The following is a 16,457-nucleotide window of genomic DNA, read 5'->3' on the forward strand; positions in this document are numbered from 1 at the left end:
AGAGGAGGATGGGATATGTACGGATTTATTGCGCGACAACCCATTTTTAACCCTGAAATGAATACGGTGGCCTATGAGCTGCTCTTCAGAGACGGGATGACAAATCGTTTTCCGGATGTGTCGGCGGAATATGCCACGTCCAGAATGATATCCGATCAGTTTTTATGCGTGCCGTCCCAGCGCATCGCCGGGGCGCATACGTCGTTTATTAATTTCCCGTCGCGAATGGTCATTGACCGCAGTGGTGAAGCGCTGGATAAAGAGAGCGTGGTCATTGAGATCCTTGAAGATGCTGTGCCAGGGGCCGAGCTGCTGCAGGCCGTCAGGGAGATGAATGCGCATGGCTATCAGTTTGCGCTTGATGATTTTACCCTTGCACCAGAATGGGATGCATTTTTACCCTATATTTCAATCCTGAAATTCGACGTCAGAAATTACACCTTAGCGCAAATTAAAGCGTATCTGAAAGCGCGTAAACACCTGACCGGACATATTAAATATCTTGCTGAAAAAATTGAGACTAAAGAGGAATTCAACCAATACAAGGAGGAGGGATTCTCGCTGTTTCAGGGTTATTTTTTCTGCCGTCCGGAGGTCATTAAATATAAACGGCTGTCGCAAAATCAGCTGGCGATTTTTAGGCTGCAAATGGAGGTCGGACGCAATAAGCCTGATTTTCGGATCGTCGAGTCGTTGATAAAAACCGATCTCACGCTCTCTTATAAAATCATGCGCTACATGAAGCATACGGCGTTTAAGCATGTGGGCGCCTGTAATTTCAGCAAGTTAACCCTGAGTGAGGTGCTCAGATACCTCGGGGAAAACCAGCTTAGACGGTTTGTTGCCGTCGTGGTCCTCGCCAGTGCGGGCAATGATACCGTCAGCGAGCTTTACCCGTTGAGTATGATGCGCGGTAAGTTCTGTGAACTGATAGCTGAGACGATGAAAGAACCGGCGCTGGCTGAAAATGCGTTCATGTGCGGCCTGTTTTCTCTGCTCGATACCCTCCTTGAGCTGCCGATGGCAGAGTTAATGAAGCAAATTGCGGTGCCGCAGAGCGTGAGCAACGCGCTGTGCGACCAGGAGGGACGGCTAGCCGATATGGTGAGCCTTTGCCGTTACTATGAACAGCAGCAGTGGGACGAGGCGACCCGGATTCGTCAGGCGCTGGGTCTGTCGGATGAGGAGGTGGTGGAGGCGATGAGAAAGGCGACGATCTGGGCAGGAGAGAATGCGGTCAGTTAATTCCCCCTCACGCCGCGCAGGCGGCGTGAGGAAGAACGCGATACCGGTTAGCGGCCCGCTTTTAATTTCTGGTAATACTCTTCGTAGAGGCGGCTGGCGTCACCGACATCGTTCTGCCATTCACCTTTGCTAATGGTTTCGGCATCCGGGTAGAGCGATTTATCGTTAGCCACTTCCGGCTTCAGCAGCTTGCGCGCGGCGAGGTTTGGCGTCGGGTAGCCAATCGTCTCGGCAACCTGTTTCGCCACGTCCGGGCGCAGCAGGAAGTTAATCAGCTTAAGCGCCCCTTCAACGTTTTTCGCGTTGGCCGGAATCGACAGACTGTCCATCCAGAAGATCCCGCCTTCTTTCGGCCAGACCACCTCAAGCGGCGTACCGGCCTGGCGGGCCACATACGCGGAGCCGTTCCACACCATCCCCAGATTCACTTCGCCTTCCATATACGGGTTAGCCGGGTTATCAGAGTTGAACGCCGCCACGTTAGGCATCAGCTTTTTCAGCTCGGTATACGCCGCTTCAATCTCTTTTGGATCAGTCGTGTTGCCCGAGTAGCCCAGCTTGCGCAGCGCCACCTGGAACACTTCACGCGCGTCGTCGGTTAACAACAGGCTGCCTTTGTACTCCGGTTTCCACAGGTCGGCCCAGCTCGTCACCGTTTTCGGATCGACGGCCTCGCTGTTAACGCCAATCGCGGTTGCCCCCCAGATATACGGAATGGAATAGTCGTTATTCGGATCGAACGGCTTGTTGAGCATCTCCGGATCGAGGTTTGAAAAATGAGTTAGCTTTGTTTTATCGATCTTCTGGATCATGCCCTCTTTGCGCATTTTGTCGACAAAGTAGGTGGAAGGAACCACCAGATCGTACGCGCCGTCTTTGTAGGTTTTGAGCTTGGCATACATGGTTTCATTCGACTCATAGGTCGAGTAGATCACCTTGATGCCCGTCTCTTTGGTGAACTGCTCCAGCAGGCCCGGCGGCACATACTCGGTCCAGTTGTAGAAGTAGAGCGTTTTGCTGTCATCAGCGTGCGCGGCACCCATGCCAAGCACCAGCGCCGCAGCGGCGAGCATTTTTTTCATTTCATTGTCCCCTGAGATTTTGTTTTATCACGAGCAATAACCTGGCTGGCGATCACCAGAACCAGCGAAAACACCAGCAGAATGGTCGCCAGCGCGTTCACCTCCGGTGAGACGCCGACTTTCACCATCGAATAGATCTTCAACGGCAGAATTTCATAGCTCGGCCCGGTCACGAAGGAAGACACGACAACGTCATCCATCGACAGGGTGAAGCTAAGCAGCCATCCGGCCGCCACGGCGGGCATCGCCAGCGGCAGGATGATTTTGCGCAGGATGGTCATCTCGCTGGCGCCCAGATCCTTCGCCGCCTCCAGCATGCGCACGTCGAACCCTTTCAGGCGCGCAAAGACGGTCACCACCACAAACGGCAGGCAGAAGGTGATATGGGAAAACAGCAGCGACCAGAAGCCAAGCTGAACGCCCAGCAGCATAAACAGCACCAGCAGCGAAATCGCCATCACGATGTCCGGTGACATCATCACCACAAACAGCATGCCGCTGACGAACGGTTTGCCGCGAAAGCGATAGCGGTACAGCGCTACGGCGGTGAGCGAGCCAATCAGCGTGGCGAAGGTGGCGGAGAAGATCGCCATCGTCAGAGAGTGCTGAGCGGCCTGCAGCAGGCTGTCATTGTTCATCAGCAGGCTGTACCAGTCGGTGGTAAAGCCCTGCCAGTTAATCCCAAAGCGCGAGCTGTTAAACGAGTTCACGATCAAAATAATGATCGGGATATACAGGTAAGCGTAAATGGCGGTCATAAAACCGCCGCGAAGCAGTCGACCGATCATTCGAGTTCTACCTTTTTATTCAGCAGCCGTGAGGCGCGCCAGTAGACCAGCAGCATCAGACCCATCACCACCGTCAGCGTGATGCTGGTGGCGGACCCGAACGGCCAGTCGCGAATGTTCAGGAACTGGCTCTTGATCACGTTACCGATCAGCAGATTTTTCGCCCCGCCCATCAGGTCAGAAACGTAGAACAAGCCCATAGCCGGGAGCATCACCAGCAAACAGCCCGCAATAATACCGGGCATCGTCAGCGGAATAATGATACGGATAAAGGTCTGCAGCCTGTTGGCACCCAGATCCTTTGCCGCTTCCAGTAGCGGTTTATCCAGCTTCTCAATGCTGGAGTAGAGCGGCATCACCATAAACGGCAGCAGGATATAGACCAGGCCGACAATCACCGCGCTCGGGGTAAACATGATGCGTATCGGCGTATCAATCACCCCCAGCCACAGCAGAAACTCATTCAGGTAACCCTTTGTGCTGAGGAAAATCTTCAGACCATAAATACGGATGAGCGAGTTCGTCCAGAAGGGAACAATCAGTAAAAACAGCAGCAGGGGCCGCACCTTTTGCGGCAGGCCCGCGAGGAACCACGCGAAGGGATATCCCAGCACCAGGCAGGCAATCGTGGCAATCAGCGCCATATTGAGCGAGTGCAGCAGCACGTCAAAATAGAGCGGATCGAGCAGGCGCGCGTAGTTGTCCAGCGTAAAGACCAGCGAAACGAAGCTTGCGTCGTCGCGGGTCAGGAAGCTGGTGGCAATGATCATCAGGTTGGGTAAAAAGACAAACAACACAAGCCAACCGACGATCGTGGCAATCACCACATTCTGGAACTTACTTGTGTTCTTCATCAGCCAGCACAACCTCCCAGCTTTCTACCCAGTTGATAACCATTTTCTGGTCGAGAGAGTGGTCGAAGTCAGGGTCGTCTTCGTTGAAGAATTCGCTGACCATCACCATTTTGCCGTTCTCCAGCTCGACGACAGACTCCAGCGTCATCCCTTTGTAGTTGCGTTCGCGGATATAGCCGATTAACCCTTCGGCCTCGGTATTGCCGTGAATTTCATCGACGCGCAGATCTTCCGGGCGCAGCAGAACGTTGAGCTTTTGTCCCTTTTCTACGGGGAAATTCACCGTGATATTGCACTCGCGTCCTTCGACGCTGGCGCGCACACGCTGGTCGTCCAGACGCTCAATCACCGTGGCGTCAAAGATATTGATCTCGCCAATGAAGCTGGCGACAAACAGATTCTTCGGCTCTTCGTAGATTTCACGCGGCGTGCCGTCCTGCTCGATTTTACCGTCACGCATCACCACGATGCGGTCGGACATGGTCAGGGCCTCTTCCTGATCGTGGGTGACGAAGACAAAGGTAATGCCGAGCTTGCGCTGCAGGGCTTTGAGCTCATTCTGCATCTGCTTGCGCAGCTTGTAATCCAGCGCCGAGAGGGATTCATCCAGCAGGAGCAGGCGTGGCTTGTTGACCACGGCGCGGGCGATGGCCACGCGCTGCTGCTGGCCGCCGGAAAGCTGATGGGGTTTACGCTGGGCAAACGTCTCAAGCTGTACCATGCGCAGGGCGTCGGTGACGCGCGGTTCGATCTCGCTCGCCGGGGTTTTTTGCATCCGCAGGCCGAACGCCACGTTTTCAAACACGGTCATGTGCGGGAAGAGGGCATAGCTCTGAAAGACAGTATTGACGTGGCGATCTTCGGCAGGAACCCGGGTGATGTCCTGGTTTTCAAGATGGATATGGCCGTTATCGACGCTTTCCAGCCCGGCGATAAGGCGCAGTACGGTTGTTTTGCCGCAGCCGGAAGGGCCAAGCAGCGTCAGAAACTCACCGTCATTGATGGTGAGAGTGAGGTCGGAAATGACGTCTTTGCCATCAAAACTTTTACGAATTCGTTCCAGTTTCACCAGCGGTGAACGGGTTTGTGTATTCAATTTTTGCGCTGTCCCATATAGACGCCTCAGGCAGCAGACTGAAGCGGGGTTTGTGTGTAACCACCTTGGTGACTCGTAATGAGGGCGGACATTCTACGGCAATCCCCTGCAATCGCCAATCCTTGTCACTGATTCATAAGCTACATTTACTAACGCATAACGATATAAACGGAAAATATTCTCGTTTGCGGGATAAAAGTGACCTGACGCAATATTTGCGTTTTGATGCTTATTGATAATGTTGTCACAAAAAGTGAGGGTGACTGCATGGATAAATTACTTGAGCGTTTTTTACAGTACGTTTCGCTGGATACCCAATCTAAGCCGGGTGTTCGCCAGGTGCCGAGCACCGAAGGCCAGTGGAAGTTATTAAATCTGCTCAAAGAGCAGCTTGACGCCATGGGGCTGGTCAACGTCACGTTAAGCGAGAAAGGCACTGTGATGGGAACGCTGCCGGCGAATGTCCCGGGTGACATTCCGGCGATTGGCTTTATCTCCCATGTCGACACCTCTCCGGATTTTAGCGGTAAACATGTGAACCCGCAGATTGTGGAAAACTACCGCGGCGGCGACATTGCGCTGGGCATTGGCGACGAAGTGCTCTCGCCAGTCATGTTCCCGGTGCTGCACCAGCTGCTGGGCCAGACGCTGATCACCACCGACGGCAAAACGCTGCTGGGGGCGGATGACAAAGCGGGTATTGCGGAGATCATGACCGCGCTGGCGGTACTGAAAGAGAAAAACATCCCACACGGGGATATCCGCGTGGCCTTTACGCCGGACGAAGAGGTCGGCAAGGGGGCGAAGCACTTCGACGTGGAGGCCTTTAACGCGCAGTGGGCCTATACCGTTGACGGCGGCGGCGTCGGTGAGCTGGAGTATGAAAACTTCAACGCTGCCTCAGTGACGATCAAAATTGTTGGCAACAACGTTCACCCCGGTTCGGCGAAAGGCGTCATGGTGAACGCGCTGTCGCTGGCATCGCGAATTCATGCGGAAGTCCCGGCGGAAGAGAGCCCCGAACAGACCGAGGGGTATGAAGGTTTCTATCACCTGACCAGCATCAAAGGCACCGTGGACAGCGCGCAGATGCACTACATCATCCGCGATTTCGACCGCAAAGCCTTTGAGGCGCGCAAGCGTAAGATGATGGAGATCGCCAAGAAGGTGGGTAAAGGATTACACCCTGATTGCTACATTGAACTCATCATCGAAGACAGCTATTACAACATGCGCGAGAAGGTGATGGCGCATCCGCATATTCTCGATATCGCCCAGCAGGCGATGCGCGACTGCGATATTGAACCGCAGCTGAAGCCGATTCGCGGCGGCACCGACGGTTCTCAGCTGTCGTTTATGGGGCTGCCGTGCCCGAACCTGTTTACCGGTGGCTATAACTACCACGGCAAGCATGAGTTTGTGACGCTGGAAGGGATGGAAAAAGCGGTGAAGGTGATTGTGCGGATAGCGGAGTTAACCGCCAAACGCTAAAAAAACGCCCGGTGGCGCTACGCTTACCGGGCCTACATTCGGATCGTAGGCCGGGTAAGGCGAAGCCGCCACCCGGCATTGAGGCAAGGAGCGCCCATGTCAAACTACCGTCGCCACTACGTTCCCGGCGGCACATGGTTTTTTACCGTCAACCTGCAAAATCGTCAGAGCGATTTGCTTACTCGCCATATCGATAGCCTGCGTTCCGCCACCTCAACGGTTAAGCGTGTTAAGCCCTTCATCATCAACGCGTGGGTTATTTTGCCTGAACACATGCACTGTATCTGGACCCTACCGGAAGGCGACAGTGATTTTTCTGCCCGCTGGCGGGATATCAAAAAGACGTTCAGCCGCAACATCGACATGCGCCATATCTGGCAGCCACGATTCTGGGAACACACTATCCGTAACGAAGAGGACTACCGGCGGCATGTTGATTACATTTACATCAATCCGGTGAAGCACGGCTATGTGGGTAAAGTCAGCGACTGGCCGTTTTCAACGTTTCATCGGGACGTGGCTGAAGGGTTGTATCCGGTGGATTGGGCGGGAGAGATCGAGGATTTTGCAGCGGGGGAGCGGAGATAAAAACGCCCGGTGGCGGCTTCGCCTTACCGGGCCTACATTCGGATCGTAGGCCGGGTAAGGCGAAGCCGCCACCCGGCAAATATCACGACTCAGTCCTCAAAGAACCAGTACCCGCTGTTGACCAGCGCGGCAAGCATCGCGAGGAAGGATGGATCTTCCAGCGCATCACCAAAGGTGTCGGCAGTCAGCACCAGGTGGCTGGCAATAGCTTCCAGCGCCGGACGGTGCGGTGAATCCAGCTTCTCTCCGTTGACGAACACGTCCTCACCAATGCGCAGCACGCGTAATCCGCCCAGACGTACCAGCTTATCGCCCTGCTGGAGCGCATCATAAATCTCGTCAGCCTGATACGGCGGCTCCGGCGGCGCAACGTCCAGCTCGTGACGCGACTGGCTGATAAACTCGCCAAACCACTGTTTGAAGTGCTCCGGCTCGTTAATCAGATCCAGCATCATGCCGCGCAGCTTATCCAGCTCTGCGGGCAGGATATCGGCCGGATGCTCGCGCGCAGGCACATCAGGGTCGCTGTAACGATAGCTGCCCAGCTCGCGTTGCAGCACGTAGTCGGCAAATCCGCTGATCATCTCGCGGCCGCTTGGCGCGCGGAACCCTACGGAGTAGTTGAGTGAGTTTTCCAGCGAGTAGCCCTCGTGAGGGAATCCCGGCGGAATGTAGAGAATGTCTCCCGGCTCCAGCTCTTCGTCGATAATCCCTTCAAACGGGTCAACCTGAAGCAGGTCCGGATGCGGGCAGTGCTGCTTCATTGGCACTTTTTCGCCCACGCGCCAGCGGCGGCGGCCCGTACCCTGAATAATAAACACGTCGTACTGGTCCAGATGCGGACCGACGCCACCGCCAGGAACGGAGAAGGAGATCATCAGATCGTCCATGCGCCAGTCGGGCAGGGCGCGGAACGGACGCATTAAGGCGGCCGTTGGCTCGTGCCAGTGGTTGACCGCCTGCACCAGCAGCGACCAGTTGTTTTCACCGAGGTGATCGTAACTTTCGAAAGGACCGTGGCTAACCTGCCATTTCCCGTCCTGGTGGCTGACCAGACGGCTGTCGACTTCGTTTTCCATGGCCAGGCCGGCCAGTTCGTCAGGCGAGATGGGGTCGACAAAGTTGCTGAACCCGCGCTTCAGAACCACCGGGCGTTTCTGCCAGTAACGTTCAATAAACTCGGGCCAGTTAAGTGTTAAGTGATAATCCATATTTTTTTATTCCGCAGGCTCTTACTGACTCGGATTATAACGGAAGCTCAGCCCCCCGGCTGCGAGATCCTCGCATTTTTCACATAACGGGTTAACTATCGTTCGATGTGGGCTGCTGGCGGCCAAAAATGACCTCCATTCTGGCGCCGCCCAGCAGGCTTTCGCTGGTTTCGATTTTCCCGTCGTACTGATCGACAATCTCGCGCGCGACGGCTAATCCTACGCCCTGGCCTGGACGTAGCGTATCGGCGCGCTGACCGCGATCGAACACCACGTCACGTTTATTGCGCGGGATCCCCGGGCCATCATCCTCAACGATGATATGCAGCTCAGTTTCCGTCTGACGTGCAGACACTTCCACGAACTCCAGACAGTATTTGCAGGCGTTATCCAGCAGGTTACCCATGACTTCCATGAAGTCATTTTTTTCACCCACAAAGCTTATCTCTGGCGAGATATCGAGGCTGATGTTCACCCCTTTACGCTGATACACCTTGTTGAGGGCGGACGTGAGGTTATCCAGAAGCGGCGCTACCGGATGAAGCTCGCGGCTCAGAAGCGCGCTTCCTGAACGCATGCTGGCGCGATGCAGGTAATAGCCAATTTGCTGTGAAATACGGCTGATCTGTTCCAGCATCACCGGCTCGGCATCGTCGACGCTCAGCTTCGAACTGCGCATTGAACGCAGGGTACTTTGCATCACGGCCAGCGGGGTTTTCAGGCTGTGGGTCAGGTCGGTAAGGGTGGTACGGTATTTATCGTAGCGTTCGCGTTCACTTTTCAGCAGGCGATTGAGGTTACGCACCAGGCTGGTGAGCTCACGGGTTGTTTCCGGGTTCAGCTTCTCGCGATGATGTTCTTCCAGTTCACGAACTTCTTTCGCCAGTGATTCAATGGGGCGCAAGCTCCACCACGCCGCCACCCACAGCAGCGGGATCACCAGCAGCAGATTCGCCGCCAGAACGTAGATGAACCAGCTCCAGACCATATAAGAACGCTTCAGCTCGACCGGAATGGTGTCGATCACCACGATGGTCAGCTGCGGCATGTTCAGCGTCGCCGGGTAGAGGTTAATCGCGACGGAGTGCGTCATCTCCGTTTCGGCGTTGTCGGCGCGGATCTCGTTCAGCTTTTGCTGCAGGGAGCGATCTTCACGGATCAGCGAACTGGTGGTGTTGAGATCGGCTTCAATTTCATGAAAACCGTTGGTTTTGAGCCAGTCCGGACGAATGCTTTTGACCAGCCACGGGATATCACGCTGCGCCCACAGTAGCTTCCCCTTTTCGTTATAAATCAGGGCCAGCGTGGGACTCTGCTGATTGAGGTTTTCCGGCATTTCGACGGTGATTTTATTGTTTTCCCACTTCGCCAGGGTATAAAACAGGTTGCTTTCGCCACGCAGCAGGCGAAAGGTGGTTTTATCAAAGCTGACGCTGTAGCCCACCAGGGCCACCATGCCGTAGGAGAGCGACAGCACCAGCACGACGGCTGCCGTTGCCAGTAAAAAGCGCACCCGCAGCGAGAGGGGCAAAATATGGCGCAAGATCCGTCTCATTTAGCGTAATTCGAACAGGTAGCCCTGGCCACGGACGGTAGTAATCACATCCTGTGGATATTGCGCCTGAATTTTCTTACGTAAACGTCCCATCAGCACGTCAATAGTATGGCTCTCGCGCAGTTCAGCATCAGGATAGAGCTGGAGCATTAAGGAATCTTTGCTCACCACTTTGCCATTGTTACGGATCAGCGTCTCCATAATGGTGTATTCGAAGGCGGTGAGCTTGATCACTTCATCATTGATGGATAATTCCCGGCGGGAGAGGTCGACCTGGAAAGGCGGGATGGAGATAACCTGAGACGCCAGCCCGCTGTTGCGACGAAGCAGTGCCTGCATGCGGGCCGCCACCTCTTCAATATGGAACGGCTTGGTGACGTAATCATCTGCACCCGCGCTGAGCACTTCGACCTTATCCTGCCAGCCTTCACGGGCGGTCAGCACCAGGACCGGCAGGGAGACATCGTGGCTGCGCCAGCGGCGAATTAACGACAGACCGTCTTCGTCAGGCAACCCTAAATCGACAATGGCGATATCCGGCAGGTGTTCATTGAGATAATAATCGGCTTCTTTTGCATCTTCAGCATCGTCCACCTGATGTCCCATCTCCTGAAGCTGAACCTTCAGGTGATGACGTAGCAATGCGTTATCCTCAACAACCAGTACGCGCATCATCTCTTCTCCCTAAATAATTGGTATGAATAGTTTAACGCTGATTATGTTGTTGTGGGGATAAACATTGAGTAAACCGGGGAAAAGCATCCCCCTTTTCGAGCGAAAAGGGGGAGAGGGGCGTTACTTCAGCTCGTCGACCATGGTGATGGCGCGGCCAATGTAGTTCGCCGGAGTCATCGCCTTCAGGCGCGTTTTCTCTTCTTCCGGCAGCGCCAGACCGTCGATAAACTGCTTCATGCCTTCGGCGTCAACGCGTTTGCCGCGGGTCAGCTCTTTCAGTTTTTCGTACGGTTTTTCGATGCCATAACGACGCATCACGGTCTGAATCGGCTCCGCCAGCACTTCCCAGTTGTGATCCAGTTCGTCCAGCAGACGGTCACGGTTAACTTCCAGTTTGCTTACGCCTTTCAGGGTGGACTGATACGCGATCAGCGCGTAGCCGATGCCCACGCCCAGGTTACGCAGTACGGTGGAGTCGGTCAGGTCGCGCTGCCAGCGGGATACCGGCAGTTTGCTCGCCATATGCTGCAGCACGGCATTCGCCAGGCCCAGGTTGCCTTCGGAGTTTTCGAAGTCGATTGGGTTTACTTTGTGCGGCATGGTGGAAGAGCCGATTTCACCGGCGATGGTTTTCTGCTTGAAGTGGTTCAGGGCGATATAGCCCCACACGTCACGATCGAAGTCGATCAGGATGGTGTTGAAGCGCGCGATGCAGTCAAACAGCTCGGCGATATAGTCGTGCGGCTCAATCTGGGTGGTGTACGGGTTCCACTGAATGCCCAGAGAGGTCACGAACTCTTCGCTGAACTGGTGCCAGTCCACTTCCGGGTAAGCGGCAATGTGGGCGTTATAGTTACCGACCGCGCCGTTGATTTTGCCGAGGATCTCAACCTGCTCCAACTGACGGTACTGGCGTTCCATACGGTACGCGACGTTCGCCATCTCTTTACCCATCGTGGATGGAGTGGCTGGCTGGCCGTGGGTACGGGAGAGCAGCGGAATGTCGCGGTATTCCACGGACAGCGCTTTTACCGCGTCGATGATTTTACGCCAGTAAGGCAGTACCACCTCTTTGCGCGCGGTGGAGAGCATCAGCGCATGAGACAGGTTGTTGATGTCTTCGGAGGTACAGGCGAAGTGAATGAACTCAGACACGGCGTGCAGCGCAGGGACGCTTTCCACTTTCTCTTTCAGGAAGTACTCAACCGCCTTCACGTCGTGGTTGGTAGTGCGTTCAATGGTTTTAATGCGCGCGGCGTCTTGTTCGCTAAACTCAGCAACGATTTTATCAAGGTAATCGTTTGCCTTTTCGTCAAAAGCAGGAACTTCCTTGATTGCTGCCTGGGCGGCCAGCTTTTGCAGCCAGCGTACTTCAACCTGAACACGGAACTTCAGCAAACCATATTCGCTGAAGATCCCGCGCAGCGCGCTGACTTTATCGCCGTAGCGTCCATCGACAGGGGATACGGCGGTCAGTGAGGATAATTCCATAATTCGCAACTCCGGGAGGTTAACAATGAGCAAGAATTTGTTTTGCCTGAGTGGTCAGGCGATTACGAGAAAACATTAACTGCAGGCGGCCACCGCCAACCTGATGCCACAGCACGGCGGCGCGGATCCCAGCCAGCAGGGACGCACGCACTTTTGCCTGTACCTGCGGACTTTGCAGCACGGCAGGGGAACCGGTGACCTGAATACGCGGGCCCAATGGGCTGATAACGTCAACATAAATGCCGGCCATGGCGCTGAGCAGCGTGTCGGACTGCAGATCAAAATGGTCGAGCTGACGCTGTAACCCGGCAATACGATCGCCCAGGGTATTGAGCGCGCCTTTTGCTGCGCTCAGCTTACGCTCCAGCACCATCAGGCTCAACGTGTAGCGGGTCAGCTCCGCGTTTAATCCCTGACGGCTGCTGGCGTTAAGCACGCCAAGCAGGGTTTCAAGACCGAGACGAAGATTGGTTTCACTGCCGCCGAACACACCCAGGGTCGAGCCGGGGTTGAGATCGATAACGCTGTTGAGTGAAACGTGCAGGGCGTCAGCATCGCAATGACCCTGATGCGCCAGCTGTTGCACCAGACGGGCTGACTGGCAAATTCCCGCCAGTGCCAGGGTGATGTCATAGTAGTTCTTCGCCACACGGTCTCCTTTATGTGTGCAATCGTATTAAACAGCAGGCAGCGGCAGGCGCTGTTCAATGATCCCGCCGCCCAGGCAGATCTCACCGCTGTAGAAGACAGCAGACTGACCCGGGGTGACGGCGGCGACCGGCTCGTCGAAGCGCACGTCAATGCGATCGTCATCAAGCGCGGTAATGGTGCAAGGAATATCGGTCTGGCGGTAGCGGGTTTTCACCGTGCAGCGCAGCGTGCCTTTCAGCGGCTCACGATCGACCCAGTGCAGCTGCTGGGCGATAAGGCCAACGGACATCAGACGCGGATGATCGTGACCCTGGGCAACAACCAGAATATTGTTTTCGACGTCTTTGTCGACAACATACCACGGATCTTCGCTACCTTCTTTGGTTCCGCCGATACCCAGGCCTTTACGCTGGCCGAGCGTGTGGTACATCAGCCCTTGATGCTGGCCAATCTCTTCACCGTCGACGGTGACAATTTTACCCGGCTGTGCGGGCAGGTAACGTCCCAGGAAATCGCGGAATTTGCGCTCGCCAATGAAGCAGATGCCGGTAGAGTCTTTTTTCTTCGCGGTGATCAGGTCCAGTTCTTCGGCGATTTTACGCACCTGCGGCTTTTCCAGCTCGCCGACCGGGAACAGGCTCTGGGCGATTTGCTCGTGGCTCAGCGTATAGAGGAAATAGCTTTGATCTTTATTGCCGTCCAGACCGCGCAGCAGCTGGCTTTTGCCATTCACGTCTGCACGACGCACGTAGTGACCGGTCGCGATGTAGTCTGCGCCCAGATCTTCTGCAGCGAATTCGAGGAAGGCCTTAAATTTGATCTCTTTGTTGCACAGAATATCCGGGTTCGGCGTGCGGCCCGCTTTGTACTCTTCGAGGAACAGTTCAAAAACGTTGTCCCAGTATTCTGCGGCAAAGTTAACGGTGTGCAGTTCAATCCCGAGCTTATCGCATACGGCCTGCGCGTCGGCGAGATCCGCAGCAGCGGTGCAGTATTCCTCGCCATCATCTTCCTCCCAGTTCTTCATGAACAGGCCCTCCACCTTATAGCCCTGTTGCTGTAACAGGTAGGCGGAAACGGAGGAATCGACACCGCCGGACATGCCGACGATCACTTTTTTCTGGCTATTATCTGACATGGAATACTCACGACATTGAACTTCAAGGCGGCGTATTCTATCACGCCCCCCCACCATTGGCACCCTCTGTAAACGGCCAGTTAAATGCGCCGATGACATCCAGCGGTAAGCGGCCAGCAGACTGCCAGCAGCGAATGCTTTCCGCAACCAGCGGCGAGCGCAGGTTTGGCGCGTTCAGGATCTCGTCGGCAGTGACCCACAGACAGCGGTCGATATCGTCATCCTGCGGCTCTGTGGCGCACGTTTCGCTAAGCTCAACGGCAAATAAAAAGCGCAGGAACGGAGTGTGATCGGGCGCGATCCACTGGTGCATACGGATGAAGTGCTGGGGTTCAGCGTGAATGCCGGTCTCTTCCCACAGCTCGCGTTTCGCGGCCTGCAGCAGGGTCTCATTGGCTTCAAGGTGTCCGGCAGGCTGGTTCCACAGCGCTTTGCCGTTAATGCTCTCTTCGACAACAAGGAATTTACCCTTAGCGTGGACCACGCAGGCAACCGTGACATGAGGTTTAAACATAGTGACTCCTTAAGGGGTAACGTCTCGCCATTCGCCGTTTGCCAGCGTTTCCAGCGTGTAGCTGCCCATGGCGTAGCGAATCAGACGCAGGGTAGGGAAGCCGACGTGCGCGGTCATGCGGCGAACCTGGCGGTTGCGGCCTTCATAAAGGGTAATTTTGAGCCAGCTTGTCGGAATGGATTTGCGTTCGCGAATCGGCGGGTTGCGCGGCCACAGCCACTCCGGTTCATTCACGCGTTCAATACCTGCGGGCAGGGTGGGGCCGTCGTTCAGCGTTACGCCGCTGCGTAATTTTTCCAGCGTTTCTTCGTCCGGCTCGCCTTCGACCTGTACGAAGTAAATTTTACCGGTGCGTTTCCCGGGCTGCGTGAGCTTCGCCTGCAAGGCGCCGTCGTTGGTTAAGACCAGAAGGCCTTCGCTGTCGCGGTCCAGACGGCCCGCGGCGTAGACGCCCTGAACAGGTATATAGTCCTTCAGCGTGCTGCGCCCGGCTTCATCGGTAAACTGCGGCAAAACATCGTAGGGTTTATTGAACAAAATAACCCGCTTCGGCTGGGTTTCCTGCGGTCTTCTGGCGGCTTGTCGCGAGCTGAATCGCTCAACCCGGTGTTTTGTAAAAGAAGTTTTCTTCATGGTATTTTCAGGCGTTATCAATTGCCGCATTATAGCCTAATAACGAAGACCTTTCATGGCGCAGGACAATCAGGTACTATCGAAGGGCTCATTACAATTTATTAACATAAGATCAGTAACAACCAGAAGCGCTCGAAGGAGAGGTTAATGGAAAGCAAAGTAGTTGTTCCGGCGGAAGGTAAAAAGATCACCCTGCAAAACGGCAAGATTAACGTTCCTCACAATCCGATTATCCCGTTCATCGAAGGTGACGGTATCGGTGTAGACGTTACCCCGGCAATGCTGAAAGTGGTTGATGCCGCTGTTGAGAAAGCCTACAAAGGCGAGCGTAAAATTTCCTGGATGGAAATTTACACCGGTGAGAAATCTACTCAAGTTTATGGCCAGGACGTCTGGCTGCCAGCAGAAACGCTGGACCTGATCCGCGACTACCGCGTTGCTATTAAAGGCCCACTGACGACGCCAGTTGGCGGCGGTATCCGTTCCCTGAACGTGGCACTGCGTCAAGAGCTGGACCTGTACGTGTGTCTGCGTCCGGTTCGTTACTATCAGGGCACCCCTAGCCCGGTTAAGCACCCTGAACTGACCGATATGGTTATCTTCCGCGAAAACTCAGAAGACATCTACGCGGGTATCGAATGGAAAGCGGACTCTGCTGACGCAGAAAAAGTGATTAAATTCCTGCGCGAAGAGATGGGCGTGAAGAAAATTCGCTTCCCTGAGCATTGCGGTATCGGCATTAAGCCGTGCTCCGAAGAAGGGACCAAGCGTCTGGTGCGTGCAGCCATCGAATATGCAATCACCAACGACCGTGACTCTGTGACCCTGGTTCACAAAGGCAACATCATGAAGTTCACCGAAGGCGCGTTCAAAGACTGGGGTTACCAGTTGGCGAAAGAAGAGTTCGGCGGTGAGCTGATCGACGGCGGCCCATGGCAGAAGATCAAGAACCCGAACACCGGCAAAGAGATCATCATTAAAGATGTGATCGCCGATGCGTTCCTGCAGCAGATCCTGCTGCGTCCTGCAGAATACGACGTGATTGCCTGTATGAACCTGAACGGTGACTACATCTCTGACGCTCTGGCAGCACAGGTTGGCGGTATCGGTATCGCCCCTGGCGCGAACATCGGTGACGAGTGCGCCCTGTTCGAAGCGACCCACGGTACTGCGCCAAAATACGCAGGTCAGGACAAAGTGAACCCAGGCTCTATCATCCTGTCCGCAGAGATGATGCTGCGCCACATGGAATGGTTCGAAGCCGCAGACCTGATCGTTAAAGGTATGGAAGGCGCGATCAACGCGAAAACCGTAACTTACGATTTCGAACGTCTGATGGAAGGCGCTAAGCTGCTGAAATGTTCAGAGTTTGGCGACGCGATTATCGCGAACATGTAATCCAGATTCTGGGTTAAACAAGAGCGGGGGCCTGAGGGTTCCCGTTT

At 55.0% G+C, this 16,457-nt stretch carries 16 protein-coding genes; 4 read left to right on the plus strand and 12 right to left on the minus strand.

Annotated features, from left to right (window positions below):
- Positions 1-15: 15 nt before the first annotated feature.
- Positions 16-1,245 (plus strand): EAL and HDOD domain-containing protein, encoded by a 1,230-nt coding sequence (locus AC4IC4_RS08870; protein WP_491472566.1) that lies wholly within the window; start codon positions 16-18, stop codon positions 1,243-1,245.
- Between the two features lie 47 nt (positions 1,246-1,292).
- Here AC4IC4_RS08870 and potD read toward each other — a convergent pair whose 3' ends face one another.
- From potD to potA, 4 genes are read right to left on the minus strand one after another with little or no spacing between them, the layout of a single operon-like run.
- Positions 1,293-2,327 (minus strand): spermidine/putrescine ABC transporter substrate-binding protein PotD, encoded by a 1,035-nt coding sequence (gene potD, locus AC4IC4_RS08875; RefSeq protein WP_024908601.1) that lies wholly within the window; start codon positions 2,325-2,327, stop codon positions 1,293-1,295.
- Positions 2,324-3,115, minus strand: a complete 792-nt coding sequence (gene potC / locus AC4IC4_RS08880) for a spermidine/putrescine ABC transporter permease PotC (RefSeq protein WP_008500765.1) — start codon at positions 3,113-3,115, stop codon at positions 2,324-2,326. The genes potD and potC overlap by 4 nt, the downstream gene beginning before the upstream one ends.
- Complete coding sequence (gene potB, locus AC4IC4_RS08885; protein WP_032650877.1) at positions 3,112-3,969, minus strand: spermidine/putrescine ABC transporter permease PotB; 858 nt, start codon at positions 3,967-3,969, stop codon at positions 3,112-3,114. Before potB ends, potC begins: the two co-directional genes overlap by 4 nt.
- Positions 3,953-5,095, minus strand: coding sequence for a spermidine/putrescine ABC transporter ATP-binding protein PotA (gene potA / locus AC4IC4_RS08890; protein WP_175557795.1), 1,143 nt, complete (start codon positions 5,093-5,095; stop codon positions 3,953-3,955). Before potA ends, potB begins: the two co-directional genes overlap by 17 nt.
- A 237-nt stretch (positions 5,096-5,332) precedes the next feature.
- Here potA and pepT point away from each other — a divergent pair, with 237 nt between their 5' ends.
- Entirely contained in the window at positions 5,333-6,556 is a 1,224-nt protein-coding gene (gene pepT, locus AC4IC4_RS08895; RefSeq protein WP_395312687.1) for a peptidase T, read from the plus strand.
- A gap of 96 nt (positions 6,557-6,652) precedes the next feature.
- On the plus strand, positions 6,653-7,144 hold the full coding sequence (locus AC4IC4_RS08900) for an REP-associated tyrosine transposase (protein WP_491472567.1): 492 nt from the start codon (positions 6,653-6,655) through the stop codon (positions 7,142-7,144).
- 89 nt (positions 7,145-7,233) lie between these two features.
- Here the strand turns inward: AC4IC4_RS08900 and AC4IC4_RS08905 are convergent, their stop codons facing one another.
- The 8 genes from AC4IC4_RS08905 to rluE all read right to left on the minus strand — a co-directional run bounded on the left by AC4IC4_RS08905 (position 7,234) and on the right by rluE (position 15,042).
- Positions 7,234-8,355 carry a ribosomal protein uL16 3-hydroxylase gene (locus AC4IC4_RS08905; protein ID WP_024908596.1) on the minus strand — a complete coding sequence of 374 codons (1,122 nt, stop codon included), beginning with the start codon at positions 8,353-8,355 and terminating at the stop codon, positions 7,234-7,236.
- Between the two features lie 91 nt (positions 8,356-8,446).
- Positions 8,447-9,910, minus strand: a complete 1,464-nt coding sequence (phoQ, locus tag AC4IC4_RS08910; RefSeq protein ID WP_024908595.1) for a two-component system sensor histidine kinase PhoQ — start codon at positions 9,908-9,910, stop codon at positions 8,447-8,449.
- Positions 9,911-10,582: a two-component system response regulator PhoP gene (phoP, locus tag AC4IC4_RS08915; RefSeq protein WP_024908594.1), complete on the minus strand. Its 672-nt coding sequence runs from the start codon at positions 10,580-10,582 to the stop codon at positions 9,911-9,913.
- A gap of 123 nt (positions 10,583-10,705) precedes the next feature.
- On the minus strand, positions 10,706-12,076 hold the full coding sequence (gene purB / locus AC4IC4_RS08920) for an adenylosuccinate lyase (protein ID WP_008500757.1): 1,371 nt from the start codon (positions 12,074-12,076) through the stop codon (positions 10,706-10,708).
- Positions 12,077-12,095: 19 nt separating this feature from the next.
- Positions 12,096-12,725 (minus strand): high frequency lysogenization protein HflD, encoded by a 630-nt coding sequence (hflD, locus tag AC4IC4_RS08925; protein ID WP_008500756.1) that lies wholly within the window; start codon positions 12,723-12,725, stop codon positions 12,096-12,098.
- A gap of 27 nt (positions 12,726-12,752) precedes the next feature.
- Positions 12,753-13,865 carry a tRNA 2-thiouridine(34) synthase MnmA gene (mnmA, locus tag AC4IC4_RS08930; protein ID WP_032657963.1) on the minus strand — a complete coding sequence of 371 codons (1,113 nt, stop codon included), beginning with the start codon at positions 13,863-13,865 and terminating at the stop codon, positions 12,753-12,755.
- Positions 13,866-13,905: 40 nt separating this feature from the next.
- The gene (locus AC4IC4_RS08935) at positions 13,906-14,379 is read right to left on the minus strand and encodes an NUDIX hydrolase (protein ID WP_023292763.1); all 474 of its coding nucleotides are present in this window, start codon (positions 14,377-14,379) and stop codon (positions 13,906-13,908) included.
- A 9-nt stretch (positions 14,380-14,388) separates the two neighbouring features.
- Positions 14,389-15,042: a 23S rRNA pseudouridine(2457) synthase RluE gene (gene rluE, locus AC4IC4_RS08940; RefSeq protein WP_032650888.1), complete on the minus strand. Its 654-nt coding sequence runs from the start codon at positions 15,040-15,042 to the stop codon at positions 14,389-14,391.
- Positions 15,043-15,159: 117 nt separating this feature from the next.
- Between rluE and icd the strand changes: the two genes are divergently transcribed.
- Positions 15,160-16,410: an NADP-dependent isocitrate dehydrogenase gene (gene icd / locus AC4IC4_RS08945; RefSeq protein ID WP_008500752.1), complete on the plus strand. Its 1,251-nt coding sequence runs from the start codon at positions 15,160-15,162 to the stop codon at positions 16,408-16,410.
- The last annotated feature ends 47 nt before the right edge of the window (positions 16,411-16,457 follow it).

This window comes from Enterobacter sp. Taxon_2, assembly GCF_058355295.1.

What these genes read in the sequence shown, in the direction of transcription:
- AC4IC4_RS08870 (WP_491472566.1), top strand. Translation starts at nt 16, where the DNA reads ATGTACGGATTTATTGCGCGACAACCCATTTTTAACCCTGAAATGAAT.
- potD (WP_024908601.1), bottom strand. Translation starts at nt 2,327, where the DNA reads ATGAAAAAAATGCTCGCCGCTGCGGCGCTGGTGCTTGGCATGGGTGCC.
- potC (WP_008500765.1), bottom strand. Translation starts at nt 3,115, where the DNA reads ATGATCGGTCGACTGCTTCGCGGCGGTTTTATGACCGCCATTTACGCT.
- potB (WP_032650877.1), bottom strand. Translation starts at nt 3,969, where the DNA reads ATGAAGAACACAAGTAAGTTCCAGAATGTGGTGATTGCCACGATCGTC.
- pepT (WP_395312687.1), top strand. Translation starts at nt 5,333, where the DNA reads ATGGATAAATTACTTGAGCGTTTTTTACAGTACGTTTCGCTGGATACC.
- AC4IC4_RS08900 (WP_491472567.1), top strand. Translation starts at nt 6,653, where the DNA reads ATGTCAAACTACCGTCGCCACTACGTTCCCGGCGGCACATGGTTTTTT.
- AC4IC4_RS08905 (WP_024908596.1), bottom strand. Translation starts at nt 8,355, where the DNA reads ATGGATTATCACTTAACACTTAACTGGCCCGAGTTTATTGAACGTTAC.
- phoQ (WP_024908595.1), bottom strand. Translation starts at nt 9,910, where the DNA reads ATGAGACGGATCTTGCGCCATATTTTGCCCCTCTCGCTGCGGGTGCGC.
- phoP (WP_024908594.1), bottom strand. Translation starts at nt 10,582, where the DNA reads ATGCGCGTACTGGTTGTTGAGGATAACGCATTGCTACGTCATCACCTG.
- purB (WP_008500757.1), bottom strand. Translation starts at nt 12,076, where the DNA reads ATGGAATTATCCTCACTGACCGCCGTATCCCCTGTCGATGGACGCTAC.
- mnmA (WP_032657963.1), bottom strand. Translation starts at nt 13,865, where the DNA reads ATGTCAGATAATAGCCAGAAAAAAGTGATCGTCGGCATGTCCGGCGGT.
- AC4IC4_RS08935 (WP_023292763.1), bottom strand. Translation starts at nt 14,379, where the DNA reads ATGTTTAAACCTCATGTCACGGTTGCCTGCGTGGTCCACGCTAAGGGT.
- rluE (WP_032650888.1), bottom strand. Translation starts at nt 15,042, where the DNA reads ATGCGGCAATTGATAACGCCTGAAAATACCATGAAGAAAACTTCTTTT.
- icd (WP_008500752.1), top strand. Translation starts at nt 15,160, where the DNA reads ATGGAAAGCAAAGTAGTTGTTCCGGCGGAAGGTAAAAAGATCACCCTG.